Below are 21,475 nucleotides of genomic sequence, written 5' to 3'. Positions count from 1 at the left end.
AGAGAGAGAGAGAGAGAGAGAGAGAGAGAGAGAGAGAGAGAGAGAGAGAGAGAGCCGGCGGCATGCTGCAAATCCCGATTAAGGATACAAAGTACATTGCCTTTTAGACCGAAGATACTTGAGGGCACAACGCACGTCAAGCCGATACGCACTCTTGGTACGTACACAAGAGGCAGCGGGCTGCATAGACTCCAGGCCTCCCGCTCCTTTACTTTTTCGCCGCTTCCGGCTAGCGTTTTTCTTTCCGCCGGCGTCCGAAACGCGGCGGATCAAGGAGGCGGCATGGCCCGTGAATTGCGCTTCACCAAGATGCAGGGCATCGGCAACGACTATGTCTACATCAATGGTTTTGAAGAAGAGATCAACAATCCCGGTGAGCTTGCCACGCGCATGAGCGACCGGCATTTCGGCGTGGGTTCGGACGGTCTGGTGCTCATCCTGCCCTCGGGGGTGGCCGATCTCAGGATGCGCATGTTCAATGCCGACGGCACCGAGGCCGAAATGTGCGGCAATGCCACGCGCTGCGTGGGCAAGTATGCCTATGACCGCGGTCTGGTGAAAAAGGACGTCATCCGCCTGGAAACAGCCGCGGGCATCAAGATCATCCGCCTGAAGTTCGAGGCGGGCACCGTCTGCGGCGCCACGGTGGACATGGGCGAACCCATCCTGGTGCCGAGCCGCATCCCGGTGGAGCTTGCGCCCGTGCTCAGCGTGGACGAGGAAGATCGCCGCTGCATCGCCCACCCCATCCAGGTGGATGGCCGCACCTATGCGGTCACGGCGGTCTCCATGGGCAATCCGCACGCCGTGGTGTTCATGCAGGGCATCGACGAGCTGGACCTGCCCGCCCTGGGGCCGCTCTTCGAGCATCATCCCCTGTTCCCGCGCCGCACCAATACCGAATTTGTGGAAGTGCTCTCCTCCACGAGCATCCGCATGCGCGTCTGGGAGCGCGGCGCCGGCGAGACGCTCGCCTGCGGCACGGGCGCCTGCGCGGCGGCCGTGGCCTGCGCCCTCAACGGCTATACCGGCCGTTCCGTGGACGTGGAGCTGAAGGGGGGCGTCCTTCATGTGGACTGGGACGAAGCCAGCGGCCATGTCTATATGTCAGGAGCGGCGGTCACGGTCTTTGACGGCGTGTATTACCTCTGAACAACAGTTTGAACAACAGTTCCCGAACGCGGCGCGACGCCGCGGCAAGCGAGGCTTTCATGACCAGGGTCGATCCCAGTTTTCTCAAGCTCCAGCGCAATTATCTTTTTGCCGACATCGCGCGCAAGGTGGCGAACTTCAAGGACAGCCACCCCGATGCCCGCGTCATCAGCCTTGGCATCGGCGACGTGACCCGGCCGCTCGTTCCGGCGGTGATCAGCGCCCTGCACGCGGCGGTGGACGAAATGGGCGATGCCGCGCATTTCCACGGCTATGGCCCGGAACAGGGCTATGCCTTCCTGCGCGACCTCATCATGGAATACGACTACAAGGCCCGCGGCGTGGACATCCGGCCCGACGAGATCTTCGTCAGCGACGGCGCCAAGTCCGATGTGGGCAACTTTCAGGAACTGTTCTCGCGCGACAGCGTGGTGGCCGTGACGGACCCGGTCTATCCGGTCTATGTGGATTCCAACGTCATGGCGGGCCGCGCGGGCGACTGGACCGACGGCCACTGGAGCCGCATCGTCTATCTCCCCTGCACCCGCGAAAACGATTTCGTCCCCGCCTTTCCCGCCACGCGGCCGGACCTGATCTATCTCTGCTATCCCAACAATCCCACGGGCACCGTGCTCACGCGGGCGCAGCTCCAGGGCTGGGTGGACTACGCGCGCCGCGAGGGCTGCGTCATCCTTTATGATTCAGCCTATGAGGCCTATATTCAGGATGCGGACGTGCCGCACAGCATCTACGAGCTGGAAGGCGCGCGCGAGGTGGCGGTGGAGTTCCGCAGCTTCTCCAAGACCGCCGGGTTCACGGGCCTGCGCTGCGCCTATACGGTGGTGCCCGAAAGTCTCATGGTGGATGACGGCAGGGGAGGGCGCGTGGCGCTCAACGGCTTCTGGAACCGGCGCCAGTGCACCAAGTACAACGGCTGCCCCTACATCGTGCAGCGCGCCGCCGCCGCCGTGTACAGCGAGGCCGGCCGCCGCGAGGTGATGGACGTCATCCGCGGCTACCAGCGCAACGCCTCCCTGCTGCGCGAGGCGGTCTCCGGCATGGGGCTGCCGGTCTTCGGCGGGGTGAACGCGCCCTATATCTGGGTGGGCGTGCCCAGGGGCATGGACTCCTGGGGCTTTTTCGAGCGCCTGCTCAACGAGGCGGCCCTGGTCTGCACGCCGGGCGTGGGTTTCGGCGCCAGCGGCGAGGGCTATGTGCGCCTGACGGCCTTCGGCTCCCCGGCCGACACCGAGGAAGCCATCGCGCGCCTGCGCCGGCTTGCCTAGCCTCAGACCACATTACAAAGACAAAGTACGCTATGATTTTTTATTTGCCGGTGAAAATGGGAGGTTTTTCCGCTCGCCGCCCGGAGCGGAGCGAAGGGCGGGGGCTGTCGCCGCAAGTATCCTAAAAAATAAGAACTTTTTGCGCTGGCAAGGAAATGGGTGATTTTTGGAGGGAGTGTACTCAGGTACATGACCGACAAAAATCGCCCAGTGACGCCGACAGCGCAAAAAAGGCTGTTTTTGACGGATAATTGCGGCAGTACACAACCCGCCACATCCCAAACCGGCAGCGCCTTAACAATAAGGTCTGACCCTAGCCTCCCGTCTCACACCGCAACGAGGAAACCATGAGCAAGAAAACTTCGGAAACCACAGCGGCAAAAACGCCCTCCGCGCCGGAGGCCCTGGCGCAACTGGACGCCATGGTCGAACGCGTGCGCGCGGCCCAGGCCCGCTTCGCGCAGTATGACCAGGCCCGGGTGGACGAGATCTTCCAGCACGCGGCGGCCGTAGCCACATCAAAGCGCATAGAGCTTGCCAAGATGGCCGTTGCCGAGACCGGCATGGGCATCGTGGAAGACAAGGTCATCAAGAACCACTTCGCCTCGGAATATATCTACAACAAATACAAGGACAGCAAGACCTGCGGCGTCATCGAGGACGACCCGGTCTCCGGCTATCGCGAGATTGCCGCCCCGCTGGGCCTGGTGGCGGGCATCGTGCCCACCACCAACCCCACGTCCACGGCCATCTTCAAGGCCCTGCTCTGCCTCAAGACGCGCAACGGCATCATCTTTTCGCCGCACCCCAGGGCGAAAAAGAGCACCCGCGCCGCGGCCATGACCATTCTCCGCGCCGCCGTGGAAGCCGGCGCCCCCGAAGGCATCATCGACTGCATCGAGGACCCCACGCCCGAACTCACGCAGGCGCTCATGAGCCACCGCCACATCAATCTCATCCTTGCCACGGGCGGACCGGGCATGGTGCGCGCGGCGTACAGTTCCGGCACCCCGGCCATCGGCGTGGGCGCGGGCAATACCCCGGTCGTTGTGGACGCCACGGCCGACATCAGGATGGCGGTCAATTCCATCCTGCTCAGCAAGACCTTTGACAACGGCATGATCTGCGCCTCGGAGCAGACCGTGGTGGCCGAAGCCCCGGTGGCCGACGCCGTGCGCGAGGAGTTCCTCCGGCGCGGGGCCTGGTTTGCCGACGAGCAGCAGGCCGAGGCCCTGGCGAAGACCATCTTCGTCAACGGCGGCCTGAACAGCGCCATCGTGGGCCAGTCCGCGGAGCGCATCGCCCAAATGGCGGGCATCACGGTGCCGCCCGGCACCAAGGTGCTCATGGCCGAACGGCCCGAAGTGCGGCCCGACGATCCCTTTGCCCATGAAAAGCTCTCGCCGGTGCTCGGATTCTACCGCGCGCCGGACTTCGCGGCGTGCGTGACCACGGCCCAGAGCCTTGTGGAGCTGGGCGGCGCGGGGCACACCTCGGTGCTTTACACCCGCGAGAGCAATGCCGGCCACATCCGGGCCTTTGAAGACACCATGACCACGGGCCGCGTGCTCATCAACATGCCCGCCTCGCAGGGCGCCATCGGCGATGTTTACAACTTCCGCGTGGCGCCCTCGCTCACGCTGGGCTGCGGCAGCTGGGGCGGCAATTCCGTGAGCGAAAACATCGGGGTGAAGCACCTCATGAATGTCAAGACCGTGGCCTCGCGCCGCGAGAATATGCTCTGGTTCCGCGTGCCCTCCAAGATCTACTTCAAGCTGGGGGCGTTGCGCCCCGCTCTGGAGGAATTCACCGACCGCCGCCGCGCCTGCGTCATCACCGACGAGACCATGGTCAAGCTCGGCCATGTCCGCAAGGTGGAGGAAGTGCTGGAACGCATGGGCATGGAGGTGCGCGTCTTCTCCGGTGTCCTTCCCGACCCGGACATCGACACCGCGCGCAAGGCCCTGGACATGGTCAACGCCTTCCAGCCGGACCTCTTCATCGCGCTTGGCGGCGGCTCGCCCATGGACGCGGCCAAGATCATCTGGCTGCTCTACGAGAAGCCGGACATCCGCTTCGAGGATATCGCCCTGCGCTTCATGGACATCAGAAAGCGGGTGGTCTCCTTCCCCGAGCTGGGCAAGAAGGCGCTCATGGTGGCTATCCCCACCACTTCGGGCACCGGCTCGGAGGTGACGCCCTTCGCGGTCATCACGGACAACAGGACCGGCGTCAAGTATCCGGTGGCCGACTACGCCCTGACCCCGGACATGGCTATCGTGGACCCGGAATTCGTCATGGACCTGCCGCCCTCGCTCATCGCCAACGCCGGGCTGGATGTGCTGACCCACGCCATCGAGGCCTATACCTCCACCCTGGCTACCAATTTCGCCGACGGCCAGGCCATGGAGGCCGTGCGCCTGGTCTTCAAGTACCTGCGCCGTTCCTATGCGGGCGGCGAGGACCGCCTGGTGCCGCGCGAAAAGATCCACTATGCGGCCACCATGGCGGGCATGGCCTTTGCCAACGCCTTTCTGGGCGTCTGCCATTCGCTGGCGCACACTCTCGGCTCGTACTTCCATCTTCCCCACGGGCTGGCAAATGCCATCATGCTGTCCTATGTCATCGAATACAATGCCACGGATACGCCCACCAAGCAGGGGATGCTGCCGCAGTACAAGTACCCCTGGGTCAAGGGGCGCTATGCCCGCATCGCGGACATGCTCCATCTGGCCGATGACGTGGAGGGCGACGGTCCCGACGCCCGGGCGGAAAAGACCGCGCGCCTGGTGCGGGCCATCGAGGCGCTCAAGCGCGACCTCAACATCCCGGCGTCCCTGCGCGACGCGGGCATCGCCGAGTCCGACTTCCTGAGCAGGCTGGAGGAAATGTCCGAACAGGCGTTCGACGACCAGTGCACGGTGTCGAACCCGCGCTATCCGCTCATTTCCGAGCTTCGGGAACTCTACCGCAAGGCATATTACGGCGAACCGCTCAAGGCCATGGCCGGAAGGAAATAACGCGCTTCGCGGGGAATGGCCGCAACGCGCGTGGCCGGCGGCGCGCCTTTCAGGGACGCGCCGCCGGGCCGCGGAACAGGAGGCCGCCCCGCTGACCTCCAGACCTGCAAGGAGAGAGCATGTCCTTTCTCAGCTGGCTCGAACACTTCTTCGTGCCCACAACGTCTCAGGAAAACGAGGCCGAGGGCACACTGGAGCTTGAACCGCAGCATTCGCCCTTCGAATGGAACCAGAATACGCGCATCGTCACGGCCATCATCGTGACCGTTCTCTCGGCCTTCATCATGTGGTGGATCGTGGCATGAGCGGCGCCGGTCTCTGGCGGCTCACGGTGCGCGACGAATTTGCCGCCGCGCACGCGTTGCGGCACTATCGCGGCAAATGCGAAAATCCCCACGGCCATAATTTCGCGGTGGAGCTGTGCGTGGAGGGGAACACGCTTGCTCCCGACACGGAACTGCTGCTGGATTTCGCCACGCTCAAGGGGGCGCTCCGCGCGTCCCTGGTCGGGCTGGACCATCGCATGCTCAACGAGACGCCGCCCTTTGACGTCCGCAATCCCTCATCGGAGAACCTCGCGCGCCATATCTTCCGGGATGTGGCGGCGCGCCTGGCCGCCAGCGCCGATCCCCAGGCCGGGAACGTGCGCCTTGTGAGCGTGAGCGTGAGCGAACGCAACAGCCAGAGCGCCACCTATCTGGAAGCGTAGGCGCGGACCTCAGCAAAAAGTACGCCATGTTTTTTGCCTGTCGGTGAGAAAGAGCGTTTTTTCCGCTCGTCGCCCCTGGCTTCGCGATGGGCGGGGGCGGTCGCCGCAAGGATTCCCAAAAATCAGGGCGCCCGGCGGTCTCCCGGGCGCCTGACGGCTCCCCGCCGCGCGCGGACGCATCCGCCATGACCAAGACACTCTGCATCCTGCACGCCAACTGCCAGGGTGACGCCCTGCGCCCGCTCCTGGAAAACACGCCGGCCTTCGCCCGGCTGTTCCGCATCCGCCGGTTGTGCAACTACACCCGCGAGGAAGTGGCGGAGCGCGATCTCGCGGCCTGCGGGCTTTTCCTGCACCAGCGCCTGGCCCCGCGCTGGGGCGAACTCTCCACGGAGCGCTTGCTGCCGCGCCTTTCCCCCTCCTGCCGGGCCATCATCCTGCCCAACCTCTTTTTCAAGGGGTACTGGCCCTTCTGGACCAATGCCTTTCAGGGCATCGACTTCGCGGACAGCCTGCTGGAAGACCTGCTGGGACGCGGCCTTGCGCCGGAAGACGCGCTCCGCCTCTACCTGCGCGGCGACCCGGCCCTGCTGGGCGATGTGGCGGCTGTGGCCGAAGCGTCCCTCGCCCGCGAGGAGGCCAAGGAAGCGGACTCCCCCTTCCGCTGCGCCGCTCTCCTGCGCGAACGCTGGCGCGGGGAGCAGCTCTTCATCACCGTCAACCATCCGGGCCGTGTGCTGCTCTTCCATGTGGCGGACCAACTGCTCCGCCTGCTCGGCCTGGGACCGCTCCCGGAAAGCGTGCGCCGCGCCTATGTTCACCCGCAGGAGGATTTCTGGCTGCCGCTGCACCCGGCGCTCGGCCCCCTGCTCGGCCTGCCCTTTGCGACACGGGAACGCCGCTACCCGGTCTTTGGGACGAGCCTCACTCATCAGGAATATACCGCCGCCTACCTTTCCTGCCGGGCCAACCGGGTGGGGGATCTGGTGAGCTTCCTGCACGGCATGGGCGCGGACCGCGCCACGCCGGGCGCCCGCTGATTGCGCCCCCGCCGCGTCTGCCCTATACTTGCGCTCCGCACGGGAGATCCCCGGAAACGGCACGTTATGCCCACACAGTACAGGCGTGTCATCGACGCAAAAGCATCTCAACGCCAGCACAGAAGGAGGCTGCCATGAACGTCCTGCTTGTCAACGGAAGCCCGCATCCCAAGGGCTGCACCTGGACGGCTCTCAACGAGGCGGCGCGGCAACTGGAAAAAAACGGCGTGGAAACGACGCTTCTCCAGGTGGGCAGCAAAGCCGTGCGCGGCTGCATCGCCTGCGGCAAATGCAGGGAAACCGGGTATTGCATCTTCAAGGACGATCCGGTCAACGAGGGCATCGACCTCCTGCGCGCGGCCGACGGGATCATCGTCGGCTCCCCGGTCTATTACGCCGGACCCAACGCCACGCTGTGCGCGTTCCTGGACCGCGTCTTCTTTCTCAAGGCCGCGCCCTACGCCTTCAAGCCCGCCGCCTGCGTGGTGAGCTGCCGCCGCGGCGGCGCCAGCGCCTCCTTTGACCGGCTGAACAAGTATTTCACCATCGCCCGCATGCCCGTGGTGGCCTCCCAGTACTGGAACTCCATCCACGGCAACGCCCCCGAAGAAGCCGCGCAGGATGCGGAAGGTCTGCAGACCATGCGTACTCTGGGCGACAATATGGCCTGGCTGCTCAAATGCATCGCCGCCGGCAAGGCCGCGGGCATCATGCCGCCCACGCCGGAGCCGTGGCAGGCGACGAACTTCATCCGCTGAGTCCGGGCCGGAAGAGAAACAACGGCGCCGTTTTTCCCGCTGCGGGGCGGCGCCCCGCGCCCCCGTCCGCTGTCCGCGCGCTGACGGATGGACAGCAACGCGGGGCTGTTTCTGACGGATGATCGTGGCATTGCGCGCCCCGTCACATCCCAGGCCAGCAGCCACATCAATAAAAAACATTGATTTTGGCGAGGACGGCCCCTTATATACTCTTAAGATTTATCATCAATTGACGATACTCTCCAGGAGAGCCTCAAACAAAAATTTCTTGCAGGGAATGGCGTGGTTATTAAAGTTAAACCCTGAAAATCTGTGAACCGGCTGGGGATTGACGCCTTCATGGTCGGCAATTTGGGGGGGATGACAGGTGAAAATGTCGATTTTGCAAAAAATGCTTTTATTTATTCTTCTGCCTGTTGTCCTGGGCTTCTCGGCCCTGACACTGGTCAACTACTTCGTTGCCCGTGACTACATAGAGAAGCAGATCGTGGAGGAGATCGCCCTTGTGACCCGTGACCAGAAAAACGAGCTGGCGAACACAGTCTCCCTGCTGGGGAGCGCCCTCGGCGATTTCGCCCGGAGCGATGTGGCCCGCTCCTATCTGGCGGCCCTGGCCGAAGGCGACGATTCGGCCAGCGCCGAAGCCATGCGCATGAAGCTTTTGCAGGCTGTGAAGCGCATGGCGGAGAGTTTCTCCGACTTGCGCGACATTGGCGTGGTGGACGGGTCGGGCAAGGTCGTGGCCCATTCCAATCTGAATTTCATCGGCGCCGCCCTTGGCGAAAGGGGCTACATATAAAGGCGGCCATGAAGGACAAACCCGAGCCTTTCACCATCATCAGCAAGGCCAATGGGAAACTTTCCAGCGCCCTTGGCCTGCCAGTGAAAAGCGGGGACAAGATCGTGGGCGTGGTGTACGCGACCATGGCGCTGGAGAAGCTGGCGGCCGCCACCACAGACAATGTGCGCGTTGGCGACACCGGCATCAGCTTTGTGTACGATAAAAATGGCGTCCTTTTGATGCATCCCGACAAGAAACTGGTGGGTGTCAATCACAGCGGCCTGGAATGGCTGCGGCATATGCTGGACTCGCCCGCGGGCGGGTATTCGTATGAAGTGGAGGGCGTGACCAAGGTGGCCCGCTTCGAGCATGTGCCGACTGTGGACTGGCTGGTGGCCGTCAGCGCCGACAGGGACGACATCCTGGCGCCTGTGGCGAGCATGTTCCGCAACAGCCTTCTGGTGTGCGCCATAGCCATGCTGCTCATTGGCTGCATCATCGTCTTTGTGGCGCGGGGGATATCCCGGAGCCTGGGTTCCACAGCCGCCCTGGTGGACAAGATCGCCCATGGCGATCTGGAGCTGGATGCGGCCGAGGAGGCTTCCCTGGGCCGCGTGGCCGCCCGCGGGGATGAGATTGGCGTGCTTGGGCGCGGCACCAGGGAAATGCTGCTTGGCCTGAAGCGCCTCTTTGCCCAAAGCGAGCAGAAAACAAAGGAGGCGGAGGCCGCGGCAGCTGAGGCGGTGAGGGCGATCCATGAGTCCGAGGAGGCCAGGAAGGAGGCGGAGCGCGCCCGCGGCGAGGGCATCCAGGAGGCCGCCACGCAGCTTGAGAACGTGGTTGAGGTGCTCGGCTCGGCATCCGAAGAGCTTTCCGCCCAGATCGAGGAGTCCAGAAAAGGCTCGGGCCATCAGGCCAGCCGCATGGCCGAGACCGCCACTGCCATGGAGGAGATGAACGCCACTGTGCTGGAGGTGTCGCGAAGCGCCAGCGCCGCGGCCGGGGTGGCTTCCTCCACCCGCCAGAAGGCCGAGGCTGGCGAAAAGGTGGTCGAGCAGGTCGTGTCCGGCATCCACAAGGCGCGGGAGCGCTCCGTGACCTTGAAGCAGGGGATGACGCAGCTTTCCGAGAGCGCCCAGTCCATAGGCGAGATAATGTCGGTGATCGCCGATATCGCCGACCAGACGAACCTTTTGGCCCTGAACGCGGCCATAGAGGCGGCCAGGGCCGGCGAGGCCGGTCGGGGCTTCGCTGTGGTGGCCGACGAGGTGCGCAAGCTGGCCGAAAAGACCATGGCCGCAACCAGCCGCGTGGATGAAGCAATACGAAATATCCAGGGCAGCGCCGCCAAGAGCAGGGATGATGTGGATTCCGCCGTGGGCGCCATCGAAGAGGCGACCGCCTGCGCCAACCAGTCGGGCGAGGCCCTGGCCGAGATCGTCAGCATGGCCGACCAGACCGCCGATCAGGTGCGCGCCATAGCCGCGGCGAGCGAGGAACAGTCGGCGGCCAGCGAGGAGATCAACCGCTCCATTTCGGAAGTGAACAACATCGCGGTCGAAACGGCCAACGCCATGGACGAGTCCTCGCGGGCCGTGCAGTCCCTTTCGGAGCAGGCGCAGCGCCTGAACCAACTCATAGAGGAGATGCGGCGCGGCTGAAGAAGATATGACAAGAGCCACAAAACAGGATTCGCGCGCACTGGGATCGCGCCTTAACCGTTCAGACCAGCGCGAAAACCACCCGAAGGGCGCGCCGCAGGCGCATTTGCGTTGCCCCGCGAAGCGCGGCGTAGGCCAATGGGCAGCAACGCAGGCCTGTTTTTGACGGATGCTCGTGGCATCATCGGGCAGACCGGGCTTCTCCGCGGCGAAAAACCGGGCGTTTTGCCGTGTCCCTGCCGTCCGGGGACGACGCTTGGCAGTCTGGCCGTCCGGGCGTAGGATGCGCGCATGGACAGGCCGGAACCTTCCAGCATCCCGCTCACGCCCGGCGTTTACCTTTACAGGGACGGCCGCGGCCGGGTCATCTATGTGGGCAAGGCGCGCGTGCTGCGCCGGCGGGTGCTTTCCTATTTTCGTCCCGAGGGGCTGCCGGTCAAGACCCGGGCCATGCTTGCCCATGCAGAAAGCCTCGACTACCTCTCCACCACCACGGAGAAGGAGGCGCTGCTCCTTGAGGCCAGCCTCATCAAGAAATACCGGCCGCACTACAACATCGTCCTGCGCGATGACAAGCAGTACGCGCTCTTCCGCCTGGACGTGAAGCACCCCTTCCCAAGGCTGGAGATCGTCCGCGCCGCGCGCAGGGACGGGGCGCGCTACTTCGGGCCGTTCACCTCGGCGCTGGCGGCCCGTGAAACCTGGAAACTCATCCACCGCGCGTTCGGCCTGCGCCGCTGTTCGGACAGGGCCATGCGCAACCGTGTGCGCCCCTGCCTCTACCACCACATGGGCCAGTGCCCGGCGCCCTGCATGGGCGCAGTGACGCCGGCGGAATACCATCTGGCCGTCCAGCGCGTGCGCGACATCCTGGAGGGGCGCGCCGACCCGCTCCTGCGTTCCCTGCGCGCCGAAATGGAGGGGGCCGCCGAGCAGCTGGAGTTTGAGCGCGCCGCAATCCTGCGCGACCAGCTCCGCGCCGTGGAGCGCACGGTGGAACGGCAGGCGGCCATCCTCCCCGCGGGCGGCGACATGGACGCCATCGGCCTGTGCGAGGCGGAGAAGGGCCTCGGCCTTGGCATTGTCTTTGTGCGCGGGGGCGCCGTCACGGATGGGCGCGCCTTTTTCTGGCCCGGCCTGGGCTTTGAGGACGCGCCGGAGCTGCTTTCTTCGTTTCTGGGCCAGTTTTACGGCACGGTGGTGCCGCCGCCGCGCATCCTGGTGCCGTGGCTGCCGTCGGAGCTGGCGGATGCGCCGGCGGACGGGCGCAATGAGGACCGGGGTGGGGAAGACGACGGCGCCATCCCCCCCGAAGATGCCGACGAAGGCTTCGGCGGCCGGGACGTGCTGGAGCAGGCGCTGGCGGAGCGGCGCGGTGGCCCGGTGCGGGTGGTGGCCCCGCAAAACACGGCGGACAACCAGCTGGTGGACATGGCCGCGGCCAATGCGCGGGAAGAGGCGCGGCGCCGGCGCGGCCAGGACGGCGCCGCCCTGCTCGCGCGCGTGGGGGCGGCCCTTTCCCTGCCCGACGCGCCGGGGCGCATCGAATGCGTGGATGTTTCGCATACCGGCGGCCGGCAGACGCGCGTGGGCATGGTGGTCTATGTGGACGGCCTGCCGAGCAGGGAGGAGTATCGCATCTATGCCATGCCGGACAGCGCGGACGATTATGCCACGCTCCATGCCTGGGTGGCGCGACGTCTGGAGAGCGGGCCGCCGTGGCCGGATCTTCTGCTCATCGACGGGGGCCGGGGCCAGCTGGCGGCTGTGGGGCGCGCTCTGGCCGAAGCCGGGGAGGAGCGCCTTTTTCCCCTGGCGGCCATTGCCAAGGCCCGTGACGAAGAGGGGCACGCCGACCGCCGGGCGGGCAATGTGGCCGACCGCATCTTTGTGCCCGGCAGGGCTAATCCGCTGCCCCTGCGCGAAGGCAGCCAGGAGCTGCTCTTCCTGCAGCAGGTGCGCGATGCCACGCACCGTTTCGCCATCGGCCGCCACCGCCGCGCGCGGCGCGGGGCCGCGCTTTCCGGGGAGCTTATGCGCCTGCCGGGCGTGGGACCCGCCACGGCGCGCCTGCTCTGGGACCATTTCGGCAGTGTTGAGGCCATGGCCGGCGCCGGCGAGGAGGAGCTGCGGGCGCTCCCCGGCGTGGGCCGTGCCAGGGCCGCGGCCCTGCGCGAAAAACTGCGCAGGCTGACGGGCGCGGGCGGCGCGTGAACATGCCGGCCGCCACGGAGGAGCCATGCCGCAACTGACGGTCTATCAGGAAGACAACATGGCGGTGCTGCCACGGTTGGCGAAGGAAAGCGTGGACCTCATCTATATCGATCCGCCGTTCAATACCGGTGTGCGGCAGGAGCGCGCGCGATTCCGGGCCGTTCGGGACGAACACGGCAGCCGCCGGGGCTTCCAGGGCAGGACGTACCGCACGGAACCTCGGGCGTCACAGGGTTTTGATGACCGCTTCGACGATTTTTCCGGTTTTATCGAACCGCGCATCGTTGAGGCCCGCAGGATCCTCAAGCCTCACGGCTCCCTGTTTTTCCATCTCGACTACCGGGAGATCCATTACTGCAAGGTCCTCATTGACGGCATCTTCGGCAGGGACTCGTTCCTCAATGAGATCATCTGGGCCTATGATTACGGCGCGCGTTCGAAAACGCGCTGGCCCGCCAAGCACGACACCATCCTGTGGTATGCCCGCGACCCCCGCAACTATACCTTCAATTACGGCGAGATGGACAGGATCCCCTATATGGCTCCCGGCCTCGTGGGCGCGGAAAAGGCGGCGCGCGGCAAGACGCCCACGGATGTCTGGTGGCACACCATCGTCAGCCCCAACGGCAGGGAAAAGACCGGCTATGCCACGCAAAAGCCCCTGGGCATCATTTCCCGCATCGTCAGGGTGCATTCCAATCCCGGCGATACGCTCTGCGATTTTTTTGCGGGCAGCGGGACCCTGGGCGAGGCTGCCTACACGCTGGGCCGTCATTGCATCCTGGTGGATGGGAATCCCGAGGCCGTGGCCGTCATGGAGCGGCGTTTTCAGCGCTTTCCCGCTGAAGATGTCCGTTTTGTCCGCCCCCCGGCGCTCACGCCGGGTCCAGAAAATAGCGCCAGATCAGGGTCAGGAGCAAAAGCCCGAGAGAGACCATGAGGAAGCGGCGCACCGCCGCCGGACCAATGCGGATGGCCGTGCGGCTGCCGAACCAGTTGCCGAGCATGGAGCAGGCCGTCATGATGGCCGCCAGCGGCCAGAAGACCGTGCCATGCCAGATGAAGGCCGCGGCCGCGCCCACATTGGAGCCGAGGTTGAGCACCTTGGATGTGGCCGAGGCCTCGATGAGACCGGCGCGCAAGACCCAGTGCAGGGCAAGGATGAGAAAACTGCCGGTACCGGGGCCGAAAAAGCCGTCATAGACGCCGATGAGCAGACAGACCAGCGGCACCAGCAGCCAGAAGCGCGGCCCGTGGAGCGGGGCGGAGCATGCGCCCGCCTGCCGTTCCCGCTTGGGCGCGAGCGTCAGGAGCATGCCCACGGGCAAAAGGCCGACCAGGATCTTGCCCAGCACGGCGGCGCTGATATGCAGGGCAAGCAGGGAGCCGACCCAGGAGCCGAGCAGCGAAAAGGCCAGCCCCGCCAGGGCCAGCCGCCAGAGCACCAGATGACTGCGCGCGAAGGTGCCGAGCGCCACGGCCGTGCCCAGGCTGGAGCTGATCTTGTTGGTGCCGAGGGCCAGATGGGGCGGCACCCCGGTGAGCAGCAGGGCGGGCATGGTGAGCAGACCGCCGCCCCCGGCGATGGCGTCGATGAAGCCGCCGACCAGTGCCGCGCCGCCACAGGCCGCCGTCATGCTCAGGGTAAGCGCCGGCATTTCACCACTCCCTGAAGATGATCCAGGCCGCCAGCACGATGAGGGCAAACCCGGCAAGGTGGTTCCAGCGCAGGGATTCCCCCAGCCAGAGCGTGGAGAAGAGCATGAAGACCGTCAGGGAAATGACTTCCTGGATGGTCTTGAGTTCCGCGGCGGAAAAATGCCCGTACCCCATGCGGTTGGCCGGCACCTGGAGCAGATACTCAAAAAAGGCCAGTCCCCAGCTCGTGAGGATGACGATGGGCAGCGCCAGCCCCTTGTAGCGCAGATGCCCGTACCAGGCAAAGGTCATGAAGACATTGGAAAGCACGAGCAGGCCGACGGTGACAAGCGGGACCGGAATGTTCATGGCAGGATCGCAGGGCGCCGCCGGGACGCGGCGGGGTCAGGGGTTGCGGGGGGTGGCACGTGGGCCTGCGGCGCACGCGCCAAAAAACAAGGCGGCTACCGGAAGGAGTAACCGCCTGAAATTCTGGAGCCCTTGACCAGGATTGAACTGGTGACCTCATCCTTACCAAGGATGCACTCTACCGACTGAGCTACAAGGGCGAACAGGAATAGGCTTCTACTCCATCCCGGGCCGCCGGTCAAGCCTTTTTTCGGCGCCGGGGCGAAGGCGCCCGACCTGTCCCGGAAGGCGCCGTGGCCTGTCGCGCCCGCGCCGCCGTCAACGGCCGGGATGCCGGGCGTCGCCGGGGGGCGCCTCTCCGGGGGCGCCGCCGTTCGTCCCGGAAGATCTCATGCGGTTCTTGTATTCCAGCAAGAAGTTTGCGGCAAAATCCGGATAGTGCGCGCACGCGTACTGGAAGAGGCGGGCGTCCCCCTCGGTGGTTGCGATCTCAAAAAACGCGGCAAGGACCGTATTGGCCGGATTTGCCAGCAGGCGGAAATAGCGGCCGCCGAAGTGGTCGTTATAGGCGGCATAGGCGTACAATTCCGCCAGGCCGTGCTCGCGCATGTGCTCCTTCATGTTGCGGAAGGCTTTCCTGTACAGCGCGGCGTCGTGGCGCCGATAGACCGCCATGATCTCATTGATGAAGCCGGCCCTGCCCGTTTCGGCATGGAGCAGGTGCCAGTACCAGTCCGCGGGGCAGAGATCGGCGCGGAACCAGTCGGGCAGGCCTTCGCGGAAGCGCCAGCGATAGACCACGGAATTGGTCTGGATGATATTGGCGCGAAGCAGGTCGGCAAGATAGTATTCCTCCCTGACGCCGCGCGGCAGCATCCCCGGGGAGGGGAAAAGGCGCGTCGGTTCGCCGCTTTCAAAGACCACCGCCACCGGATGGAAGCACAGGGCGCAGTGGGGGCGGCTCTCCAGAAAAGCCACCTGTTTTTCCAGTTTGAGCGGGTCGGAAAAATAGTCGTCGCCATCGCACAGGGCCACATACCTGGTGCGCGCGCGCAGAAACAGCCCGAGCACGTTTTCCTGGGGAAGATGCCGGGAAAGCAGGACCGGGCGCACGCCTGGGTGTCTGGAGGCATACTCCGCGATGATGGCCGGGGTGGCGTCCGAGGAATGATGATCCAGCACCAGATGGCGGACGGGAAAAGAGGTTTTTTGCGCCAGCACGCTGTCCATGCATTGGCCGATGTACTTTTCGTGATTGAATGTCATGGTCAGGACAGTCAATTCGACCGGCGCTTCGGGTTCGCCGAGATGCGCGCAGTCGCCCCCCTCGCGCAGGATGGCGCCGAACAGCCGCTGATCTTCGGACAGCAGCGGCGCGTCCTGGGAAAAACGCTGCCGGAGCGCATGGCGGTTTTGGGCGCTGAGCGCCTCCGCAAATGCCCGCACGCGGTCAGGCTCAAGTGGCGCATCCGCCGCTACGGACTCCTCTTCCAGCAACCAGGCGGGGAGCGTCCACGCCCCAACCTCAAGCCCGGGCAACGCGTTCAGGGCTTCGCGCTCCTCCAGCGCCTGCGCGGCAAGCTTTTTGCGGGCATCAAGGGGACTCACCGGCGCGGTGCCCCACGTCCTGTCCAGCGAAAGGAGCGCATCCATGTACTGTGCATCGTCCAGGGGCGGCCAGGTGTTGTAGCGCACCTCGGTGACGGCGGCCAGGCGCCGGCCCGTGACGGAGCCAAGAAACAGGGGATGGCACGGGAGGGGCGCGGGCAATACCGGCATCGGACAGCCCAGGAAGGCGAAGACGCGGCGGGCCAGTTCCGCATCCGGCCCGGACACGGGGGAACCGCTCGGGTCGGCGAGCAGCGTCAGCTCGTCGGAGAACTCCCGCGCGGCTTCGATCTCCTCGGCCTGGGCGCGGTATCCGTCCATCTGGAACGATGCCTGGGGGTCTGTCAGGGGGGGCTGCGTGCGGAAGCGCTGCTCCAGCAGGACCGGCGGCTGACCAAGGAGGAAAAGGCTCCTGATGGAGTGGGCGCGGCTGAAGGATGCGCGCGCCTGGCATCCGAACTGCCGGCATGCCCCCCGCGAGGGGAAAAGCTGGAACAGAATGATGTTCCTGCCGGAGTCCAGCGCGGCGGCAAGCGCGCTCCACTGCTCCTCCAGATACGGAGGAAGGGGGGATGCCTGGAACCAGAAATGACCATGGTGCGGCAGCTGTCCGAGGAACCATGCGGGGAGGGGCCAGAATTCGAGGCCCTGTTCAGCGAAAAGGTCCCTGTTGGCATGGAGCGTTGCGGACAGCCAGAAGCTTGAGGGTCCGAAACTGTGGATAAGGAAAAGACCGCTCATGATGCACCCACGGTATCTTTCACGGCTTCAGGAGCCGGGAGGGGGCCTCTCCCGGATGCGGGGATGCGGGGCTGCGGGATACGGCCAGCTTCAGCCACTGCAAAGCCGGACGGCCATGACGGCCGCTGAGAGCCGTTTTCCGTAGCGCGGGCGCAGCGCCAGCGCAAACGAACGACAGCCAGCGGGTTTGGCAGCGCCTGTTCCCGCAGGCGGGCATCATGTGTACTGCGGTTCGTTTTCCTTGATGATCTGGAAGGATTTCATGGCCTTCACCGTGCCCGCGATGCCCTGATACTTCTTGACGCCCGCCACGGTGCAGGTGAGCAGGTCCTCCACATCCGTATCCAGGACGAGCACGTCCCCCACCTGCATGCGTAAGAGCTGGTTGCCGGTGATGGTGGTGTCGCCGAAATGCACCTTAAGCTCCACCGGCGTTTCCAGCAGACGTTCCTTGAGGCGCGCCACCCAGGCGTGGTCCACTTCCAGGCGTTCGGTCTGGAAGCTGGCGTGGAGCTTGGAGCGGATGGGTTCGATGGTGGCATAGGGCAGGCAGATGATCATGGAGCCGAGCGAGGTATCCAGCTCCACCTCAAAGGTGATGACCACCACCACGTCGCTCGGCGGCACGATGGCCGCGAACTGGGGGTTGATCTCGCTGCGTACCAGCTCCAGCTTGACATCGTGGACGGGCCGCCAGGACTCTTCCATGTTGTCGAGGGCGATCTTGACGATCTTGTCCACCACCGCCTGCTCGATGCGCGTGAATTCGCGGCCTTCGATCTTGGGCTGGGAGCCTGCCCCGCCGAAGACGTTCTCCACCAGGGCGAAAACCAGGCGGGAATCCACGATCATGATGGCGTTGCCGCGCAGGGGGTCCATCTTGAAAATGTTGATGGAGGTGGGCACGGGCAGCGAGCGCATGAATTCGCCGAACTTTGTCATGTCGATGGAGATGGGGTTCAGCTCCACGCGCTTGCGTACGGCGTTGGAAAGGGCGTTGGTGCAGAGCCTGGCAAAACGGTCGTTGACGATCTCCAGCACGGGCATGCGCCCGCGGATGATGCGGTCCTGATTGGCGAGGTCAAAGGAGACGACGCCCGAATCGTCTTCGGGAACGTCCTGCTCGCTTTCGATCTCGCCGCCGGAAAGGCCGCGAAGCAGGGCATCGACCTCGTCCTGGGCCAAAACTTTATTCATATGCGCCTCGGAAGTGCCAAAAAACTCTCGCATCCCTGCGGGATGCGGCGGTGTTTCCAAAAGTATGCAAAAAAAAGGCCAACAAGGCAAGAAGCCCGGCTTGACATGGCGCGGCCGCCTCACTAGAACTCAGTGCATGCCCTGGCCTGCCGCTGGAACATGCCGCGGCGCGGGGCGCGGGCACGGCGGCCTCTTGCCGCGCCTGCCCGGGGGATTCCGGGACGCCTTGGAGCGTCCGTCAAAATGTGCGGCATCCCGCCAGTCGGGGCGCATGTGCCGCCATTCGGTGACAGCATGGAACGATATGGATTTTGGCCGGTCCGTTTCGGCGCGTGGCTCCTGCGTCTGGCGCTTCTGCTCGCGCCTCTCGTGAACGCCGCCACGGCATGGGCGTCGGGCGACGATGACGGCTGGGTCGTCATGCCCGCCGGCGGCCGCCCCGCCTACATGGGCATCCACGGGGGCACCATGCCCGTGAGCCTGCTGGTTTCCGGCGACGGCGCGTCACTGTTTACCTTTGTGGGCCGCACGGGCAACGATTTTCTGGAAGCCCTGCGGGCCACGGACATGCCGCTCCCCAGCCTGCTCAACGCCACGGTGGCGCGTTCCATGGCGGTGCCCGGCGGCGCGGCCCTGTTCGCGGGCAATGCCACCAGCAGCCTGCCGGTCATCGCCCTCAGCGGCGAGAGCTTCGCCGCCCTGGCGGCGCAGCCCGGCAAGCTCCAGCCCTTTGGCCTCTCCGACGAGCCGCTTTCCATCGAAGGCCGCGCCGTCCGCCCCGCGGGCCGTTCCCCGGTCAAAAGCTATCGCCTCTTTGTCCTGCCGCGCTATCTCCAGCCCCCGGCCGAGCGCCGGGGGAAGTAGCCTTCCTTTCGCAAGGCCCGCCAACGACGGGCGCAGGCAGAGCCGCCCGCGGCCAGCGCTCCCCTGTGCGGTCTGGATGCGTCCATTGCCGAATCGCCCTGACGGATGCGGGGGCAGGCGCCCGCGCCGCAATACGGCGGAAAACCGCGTTTTTTCGCCGCTTGTCCCGCTCTGCGGGGAAATGACGGCAGCGAAGTCTGAGGAAAATATCTGTCCCGCAGATCTTTTCCCCAGCGAAACGCTTCAGGGCAGCATGCTCAACGGCACGCGATACACCCGGTCATTGGGATTGGTGGCGCCAAAGCTCTCCCAGTGGGAGGCATCCTTGTCATACGCCTCATAGCGGGCGAGCAGGCCCTTGATGCGGCGCACGAAGGCGTCGCGCTGGCCGGTGGACATATCTTCCCAGTCCTTGCGCGTCATGGAGCCGATGACGCTTTTGTAGGGCAGATCGACCAGCACCTCGTCCAGCAGGCCGTTTTCCGCCAGGTTCCTGTCAGGATGGAGCGAGAACTGGTTGGGGTCCCGGCTCATCTGGGCGGCCGCCGAAAGGATCTGCCCGAAAAGGTCGGCATCGCCGTTGAGAAAGGCCTTCTCGCTTCCGGCGAGCAGCAGCTTGAGCTGCTTGTAGAGGTTGCTCAGCTGGCCCTTGGTGAGCAGGACGGCCGGCTCGACAGCGAGCACGGGCGCGTCGCCGGGATTGGCCGCCAGCTTCGCCAGGTCGGCGTCGGCAATCCAGGCGTCCACCACATGCGGCGCGGTGCTGCCCTGCCGGTTGCCGAAAAACTGGAGCTGCATGGCATAGCCCGTGCTGTCGGCGATGCGGCGCGCCTCTTCCTCGGGGCTGAGTTTGGCCCTGGGTCCGCTGATCCTCGAGGGCTGCGCGAGGAGCTTGCCCTCGGCGGTGGCCGCCAGCACCTTGCCGTAGGACTGGGCGAGCACGCGCGCCGCGCTCTCGAAGGCTTTGGCTCCCTTGGCGGGCGTGGTCGCGTCGATGGCGATATAGCTCGCCTGATTGTCGCTCTGGCGCGTCAGGGTGCGGTAGGCCTCGGCGGCGTAGGGCTGGTTTTTGGCGCTGCGCGGATTCTTGACATGGAGCGCCGTGAGATAGATGCGGTTGGTCTTGAGATAGTCGGCAAGCGTCTCCGGCGAAAATCCCGTGGAGGAATCGGGATCGCCCGCGCCCAGGGGTCCGGCGTCGGTGATCATGAGCATGACGCGGCTGCCGTAGTCCTGCCAGGAAAGGCCGTCCACGGCGGCCTTGACGCCGGCGAAGGCATCCTCGTTGACGCCATGGCTGGAGACCGTGGCCTCGTCCACCTGCCGCAGCGCGTCCTCCAGACGTTTGCGGTCCCTGACCGAGGTGAAGTCGCAGATGATCCTGGCCGTATAGTCAAGGCCGGGCGTGCGTTTGGTGCTGCTGCGGAAGGCCACCACGGCGAAGGCCATCTTGTCGGCGTAGGGGCTTTTTTCCAGTTCGTCGTAGAGGCCCTGCACAAGGCGCAGGGTCTCGTCGATATAGGGCTTCATGGAAATGGTGGTGTCGATGACAAAGGCGAAACCGGTGCGGAAGTCCGCTCCCGCCGGGCTTTTGCCATGTCCGCCGCCGGCGGACCCTGCGGCGCCGATGCCGGGGTCGATGGACGCCACCTCGATGAGGCGCGGCCCGTGCTGGCCGTGGAACTGGTCGTCGATGGAAAGCACGGGAAGGAGATAGAAATTCTTTTCGGCAACGGCCGTGGCCGCCGGTTCTGTGGCGACGACCGGGTAGTCGGCGGGCAGTTCCCGGCCGGAAGCCAGCTCCCCGGCATAGCGGGCGAGAGTGCCCTTGAGGTCGTCGGCGCGGCAGACCGCTTCCAGCGCGTCATGCGTGCGGAAGAAGAGCACCGGGTCCCGGCCGGTCCTGTCCGTGAGCACCATGGTGATGGCCTGGGGCCATTCGGTGACGAGGGCCTTGTCGATCCAGCCGTCCGCCCCGTCGCTGCCCGCGCCCACCTGCAGGCGGTCGCCCTTGCGGTCGTAGATATACATGACGGAGAAGGTGGGGATGCTCTCGCGCAGGACTTTCGCCCCGGACTCAGGCCCGGCGAGGAGTCTTGCGCCGGGATGCGTGACCACGCGCTGGAAAACGCTTTTTTTCCCTTCCTGCAGCAGGGGCTGGGCCGCGTCGGCGCGGCCGGGCGCCGTCAGGGCGGCGGACAGTGTCAGGAGCAGGAACAGGAGCGCGCGAAGCGCGGATGGGAAAGATGTCATCATGCGTTGCCTCCGCGCGGCGGCCCGCGCGTGTTTCGTCAGCGCCCGCCGGTGCCCGGCGGACGGCGGCTTTCGTGCAGCCGCCCCGGCGGCCACGTCCTAGGGTCTGGACCTATTGATGTGACCGCCGGCTTGGGATGTGGCAGCTTGTGCAATGCCACAATCATCCGTCAAAAACAGCCTT

General features: G+C 65.3%; 17 protein-coding genes and 1 tRNA gene. 12 read left to right on the top strand and 6 right to left on the bottom strand.

What is annotated here, in order from left to right:
* Positions 1–282: 282 nt before the first annotated feature.
* The 11 genes from dapF to QZ294_RS10740 all read left to right on the top strand — a co-directional run bounded on the left by dapF (position 283) and on the right by QZ294_RS10740 (position 13,561).
* Positions 283–1,152, top strand: coding sequence for a diaminopimelate epimerase (gene dapF, locus QZ294_RS10790; RefSeq protein ID WP_297050763.1), 870 nt, complete (start codon positions 283–285; stop codon positions 1,150–1,152).
* A gap of 59 nt (positions 1,153–1,211) precedes the next feature.
* Complete coding sequence (locus QZ294_RS10785) at positions 1,212–2,438, top strand: LL-diaminopimelate aminotransferase (RefSeq protein WP_297050756.1); 1,227 nt, start codon at positions 1,212–1,214, stop codon at positions 2,436–2,438.
* Positions 2,439–2,785: 347 nt separating this feature from the next.
* Positions 2,786–5,458, top strand: coding sequence for a bifunctional acetaldehyde-CoA/alcohol dehydrogenase (adhE, locus tag QZ294_RS10780; RefSeq protein ID WP_297050754.1), 2,673 nt, complete (start codon positions 2,786–2,788; stop codon positions 5,456–5,458).
* A gap of 119 nt (positions 5,459–5,577) precedes the next feature.
* Positions 5,578–5,763: a hypothetical protein gene (locus tag QZ294_RS10775; protein ID WP_297050744.1), complete on the top strand. Its 186-nt coding sequence runs from the start codon at positions 5,578–5,580 to the stop codon at positions 5,761–5,763.
* Positions 5,760–6,167, top strand: a complete 408-nt coding sequence (locus QZ294_RS10770) for a 6-carboxytetrahydropterin synthase (RefSeq protein WP_297050740.1) — start codon at positions 5,760–5,762, stop codon at positions 6,165–6,167. The genes QZ294_RS10775 and QZ294_RS10770 overlap by 4 nt, the downstream gene beginning before the upstream one ends.
* A gap of 185 nt (positions 6,168–6,352) precedes the next feature.
* The gene (locus tag QZ294_RS10765) at positions 6,353–7,207 is read left to right on the top strand and encodes a WcbI family polysaccharide biosynthesis putative acetyltransferase (protein WP_297050736.1); all 855 of its coding nucleotides are present in this window, start codon (positions 6,353–6,355) and stop codon (positions 7,205–7,207) included.
* A gap of 134 nt (positions 7,208–7,341) precedes the next feature.
* Complete coding sequence (locus tag QZ294_RS10760; RefSeq protein WP_297050731.1) at positions 7,342–7,965, top strand: flavodoxin family protein; 624 nt, start codon at positions 7,342–7,344, stop codon at positions 7,963–7,965.
* Between the two features lie 391 nt (positions 7,966–8,356).
* Positions 8,357–8,764: a hypothetical protein gene (locus QZ294_RS10755; RefSeq protein WP_297050724.1), complete on the top strand. Its 408-nt coding sequence runs from the start codon at positions 8,357–8,359 to the stop codon at positions 8,762–8,764.
* 8 nt (positions 8,765–8,772) lie between these two features.
* Positions 8,773–10,407 carry a methyl-accepting chemotaxis protein gene (locus QZ294_RS10750; protein ID WP_297050719.1) on the top strand — a complete coding sequence of 545 codons (1,635 nt, stop codon included), beginning with the start codon at positions 8,773–8,775 and terminating at the stop codon, positions 10,405–10,407.
* A gap of 291 nt (positions 10,408–10,698) precedes the next feature.
* Positions 10,699–12,621, top strand: coding sequence for an excinuclease ABC subunit UvrC (uvrC, locus tag QZ294_RS10745; protein ID WP_297050713.1), 1,923 nt, complete (start codon positions 10,699–10,701; stop codon positions 12,619–12,621).
* 25 nt (positions 12,622–12,646) lie between these two features.
* On the top strand, positions 12,647–13,561 hold the full coding sequence (locus QZ294_RS10740) for a site-specific DNA-methyltransferase (RefSeq protein ID WP_297050710.1): 915 nt from the start codon (positions 12,647–12,649) through the stop codon (positions 13,559–13,561).
* On the opposite strand, the gene QZ294_RS10735 is transcribed toward QZ294_RS10740, so the two are convergent.
* From QZ294_RS10735 to fliM, 5 genes are all read right to left on the bottom strand, one after another.
* The gene (locus QZ294_RS10735; protein ID WP_297050704.1) at positions 13,497–14,279 is read right to left on the bottom strand and encodes a TSUP family transporter; all 783 of its coding nucleotides are present in this window, start codon (positions 14,277–14,279) and stop codon (positions 13,497–13,499) included. The two genes, QZ294_RS10740 and QZ294_RS10735, sit on opposite strands and share 65 nt — an antisense overlap.
* Position 14,280: 1 nt before the next feature.
* Positions 14,281–14,628, bottom strand: coding sequence for a DMT family protein (locus QZ294_RS10730; RefSeq protein WP_297050702.1), 348 nt, complete (start codon positions 14,626–14,628; stop codon positions 14,281–14,283).
* A 124-nt stretch (positions 14,629–14,752) separates the two neighbouring features.
* A tRNA-Thr gene (locus QZ294_RS10725) sits at positions 14,753–14,828 on the bottom strand.
* A 118-nt stretch (positions 14,829–14,946) separates the two neighbouring features.
* Positions 14,947–16,977, bottom strand: a complete 2,031-nt coding sequence (locus tag QZ294_RS10720; protein ID WP_297050696.1) for a glycosyltransferase — start codon at positions 16,975–16,977, stop codon at positions 14,947–14,949.
* 216 nt (positions 16,978–17,193) lie between these two features.
* A complete protein-coding gene (gene fliM, locus QZ294_RS10715) occupies positions 17,194–18,174 on the bottom strand; it encodes a flagellar motor switch protein FliM (RefSeq protein ID WP_297050692.1) in 981 nt (326 codons plus the stop codon).
* 294 nt (positions 18,175–18,468) lie between these two features.
* Between fliM and QZ294_RS10710 the strand changes: the two genes are divergently transcribed.
* Positions 18,469–19,038 carry a hypothetical protein gene (locus tag QZ294_RS10710; RefSeq protein ID WP_297050686.1) on the top strand — a complete coding sequence of 190 codons (570 nt, stop codon included), beginning with the start codon at positions 18,469–18,471 and terminating at the stop codon, positions 19,036–19,038.
* A gap of 243 nt (positions 19,039–19,281) precedes the next feature.
* Here QZ294_RS10710 and QZ294_RS10705 read toward each other — a convergent pair whose 3' ends face one another.
* Positions 19,282–21,294: a vWA domain-containing protein gene (locus QZ294_RS10705; protein ID WP_297050683.1), complete on the bottom strand. Its 2,013-nt coding sequence runs from the start codon at positions 21,292–21,294 to the stop codon at positions 19,282–19,284.
* Between the last annotated feature and the right edge of the window lie 181 nt (positions 21,295–21,475).

It is taken from the genome of uncultured Desulfovibrio sp., assembly GCF_910584445.1.
Classification (GTDB): domain Bacteria; phylum Desulfobacterota; class Desulfovibrionia; order Desulfovibrionales; family Desulfovibrionaceae; genus Desulfovibrio.
This window is presented reverse-complemented; position numbering and strand designations above follow the sequence as displayed.

Excerpts from the sequence above, each read along its gene's own strand:
- QZ294_RS10775 (WP_297050744.1), top strand. The coding sequence starts at position 5,578 with ATGTCCTTTCTCAGCTGGCTCGAACACTTCTTCGTGCCCACAACGTCT.
- QZ294_RS10710 (WP_297050686.1), top strand. The coding sequence starts at position 18,469 with ATGGAACGATATGGATTTTGGCCGGTCCGTTTCGGCGCGTGGCTCCTG.
- QZ294_RS10720 (WP_297050696.1), bottom strand. The coding sequence starts at position 16,977 with ATGAGCGGTCTTTTCCTTATCCACAGTTTCGGACCCTCAAGCTTCTGG.
- QZ294_RS10750 (WP_297050719.1), top strand. The coding sequence starts at position 8,773 with ATGAAGGACAAACCCGAGCCTTTCACCATCATCAGCAAGGCCAATGGG.
- QZ294_RS10760 (WP_297050731.1), top strand. The coding sequence starts at position 7,342 with ATGAACGTCCTGCTTGTCAACGGAAGCCCGCATCCCAAGGGCTGCACC.
- dapF (WP_297050763.1), top strand. The coding sequence starts at position 283 with ATGGCCCGTGAATTGCGCTTCACCAAGATGCAGGGCATCGGCAACGAC.
- QZ294_RS10735 (WP_297050704.1), bottom strand. The coding sequence starts at position 14,279 with ATGCCGGCGCTTACCCTGAGCATGACGGCGGCCTGTGGCGGCGCGGCA.
- QZ294_RS10705 (WP_297050683.1), bottom strand. The coding sequence starts at position 21,294 with ATGATGACATCTTTCCCATCCGCGCTTCGCGCGCTCCTGTTCCTGCTC.
- QZ294_RS10755 (WP_297050724.1), top strand. The coding sequence starts at position 8,357 with ATGCTTTTATTTATTCTTCTGCCTGTTGTCCTGGGCTTCTCGGCCCTG.
- fliM (WP_297050692.1), bottom strand. The coding sequence starts at position 18,174 with ATGAATAAAGTTTTGGCCCAGGACGAGGTCGATGCCCTGCTTCGCGGC.
- QZ294_RS10730 (WP_297050702.1), bottom strand. The coding sequence starts at position 14,628 with ATGAACATTCCGGTCCCGCTTGTCACCGTCGGCCTGCTCGTGCTTTCC.
- QZ294_RS10785 (WP_297050756.1), top strand. The coding sequence starts at position 1,212 with ATGACCAGGGTCGATCCCAGTTTTCTCAAGCTCCAGCGCAATTATCTT.
- QZ294_RS10765 (WP_297050736.1), top strand. The coding sequence starts at position 6,353 with ATGACCAAGACACTCTGCATCCTGCACGCCAACTGCCAGGGTGACGCC.
- QZ294_RS10770 (WP_297050740.1), top strand. The coding sequence starts at position 5,760 with ATGAGCGGCGCCGGTCTCTGGCGGCTCACGGTGCGCGACGAATTTGCC.
- uvrC (WP_297050713.1), top strand. The coding sequence starts at position 10,699 with ATGGACAGGCCGGAACCTTCCAGCATCCCGCTCACGCCCGGCGTTTAC.
- QZ294_RS10740 (WP_297050710.1), top strand. The coding sequence starts at position 12,647 with ATGCCGCAACTGACGGTCTATCAGGAAGACAACATGGCGGTGCTGCCA.
- adhE (WP_297050754.1), top strand. The coding sequence starts at position 2,786 with ATGAGCAAGAAAACTTCGGAAACCACAGCGGCAAAAACGCCCTCCGCG.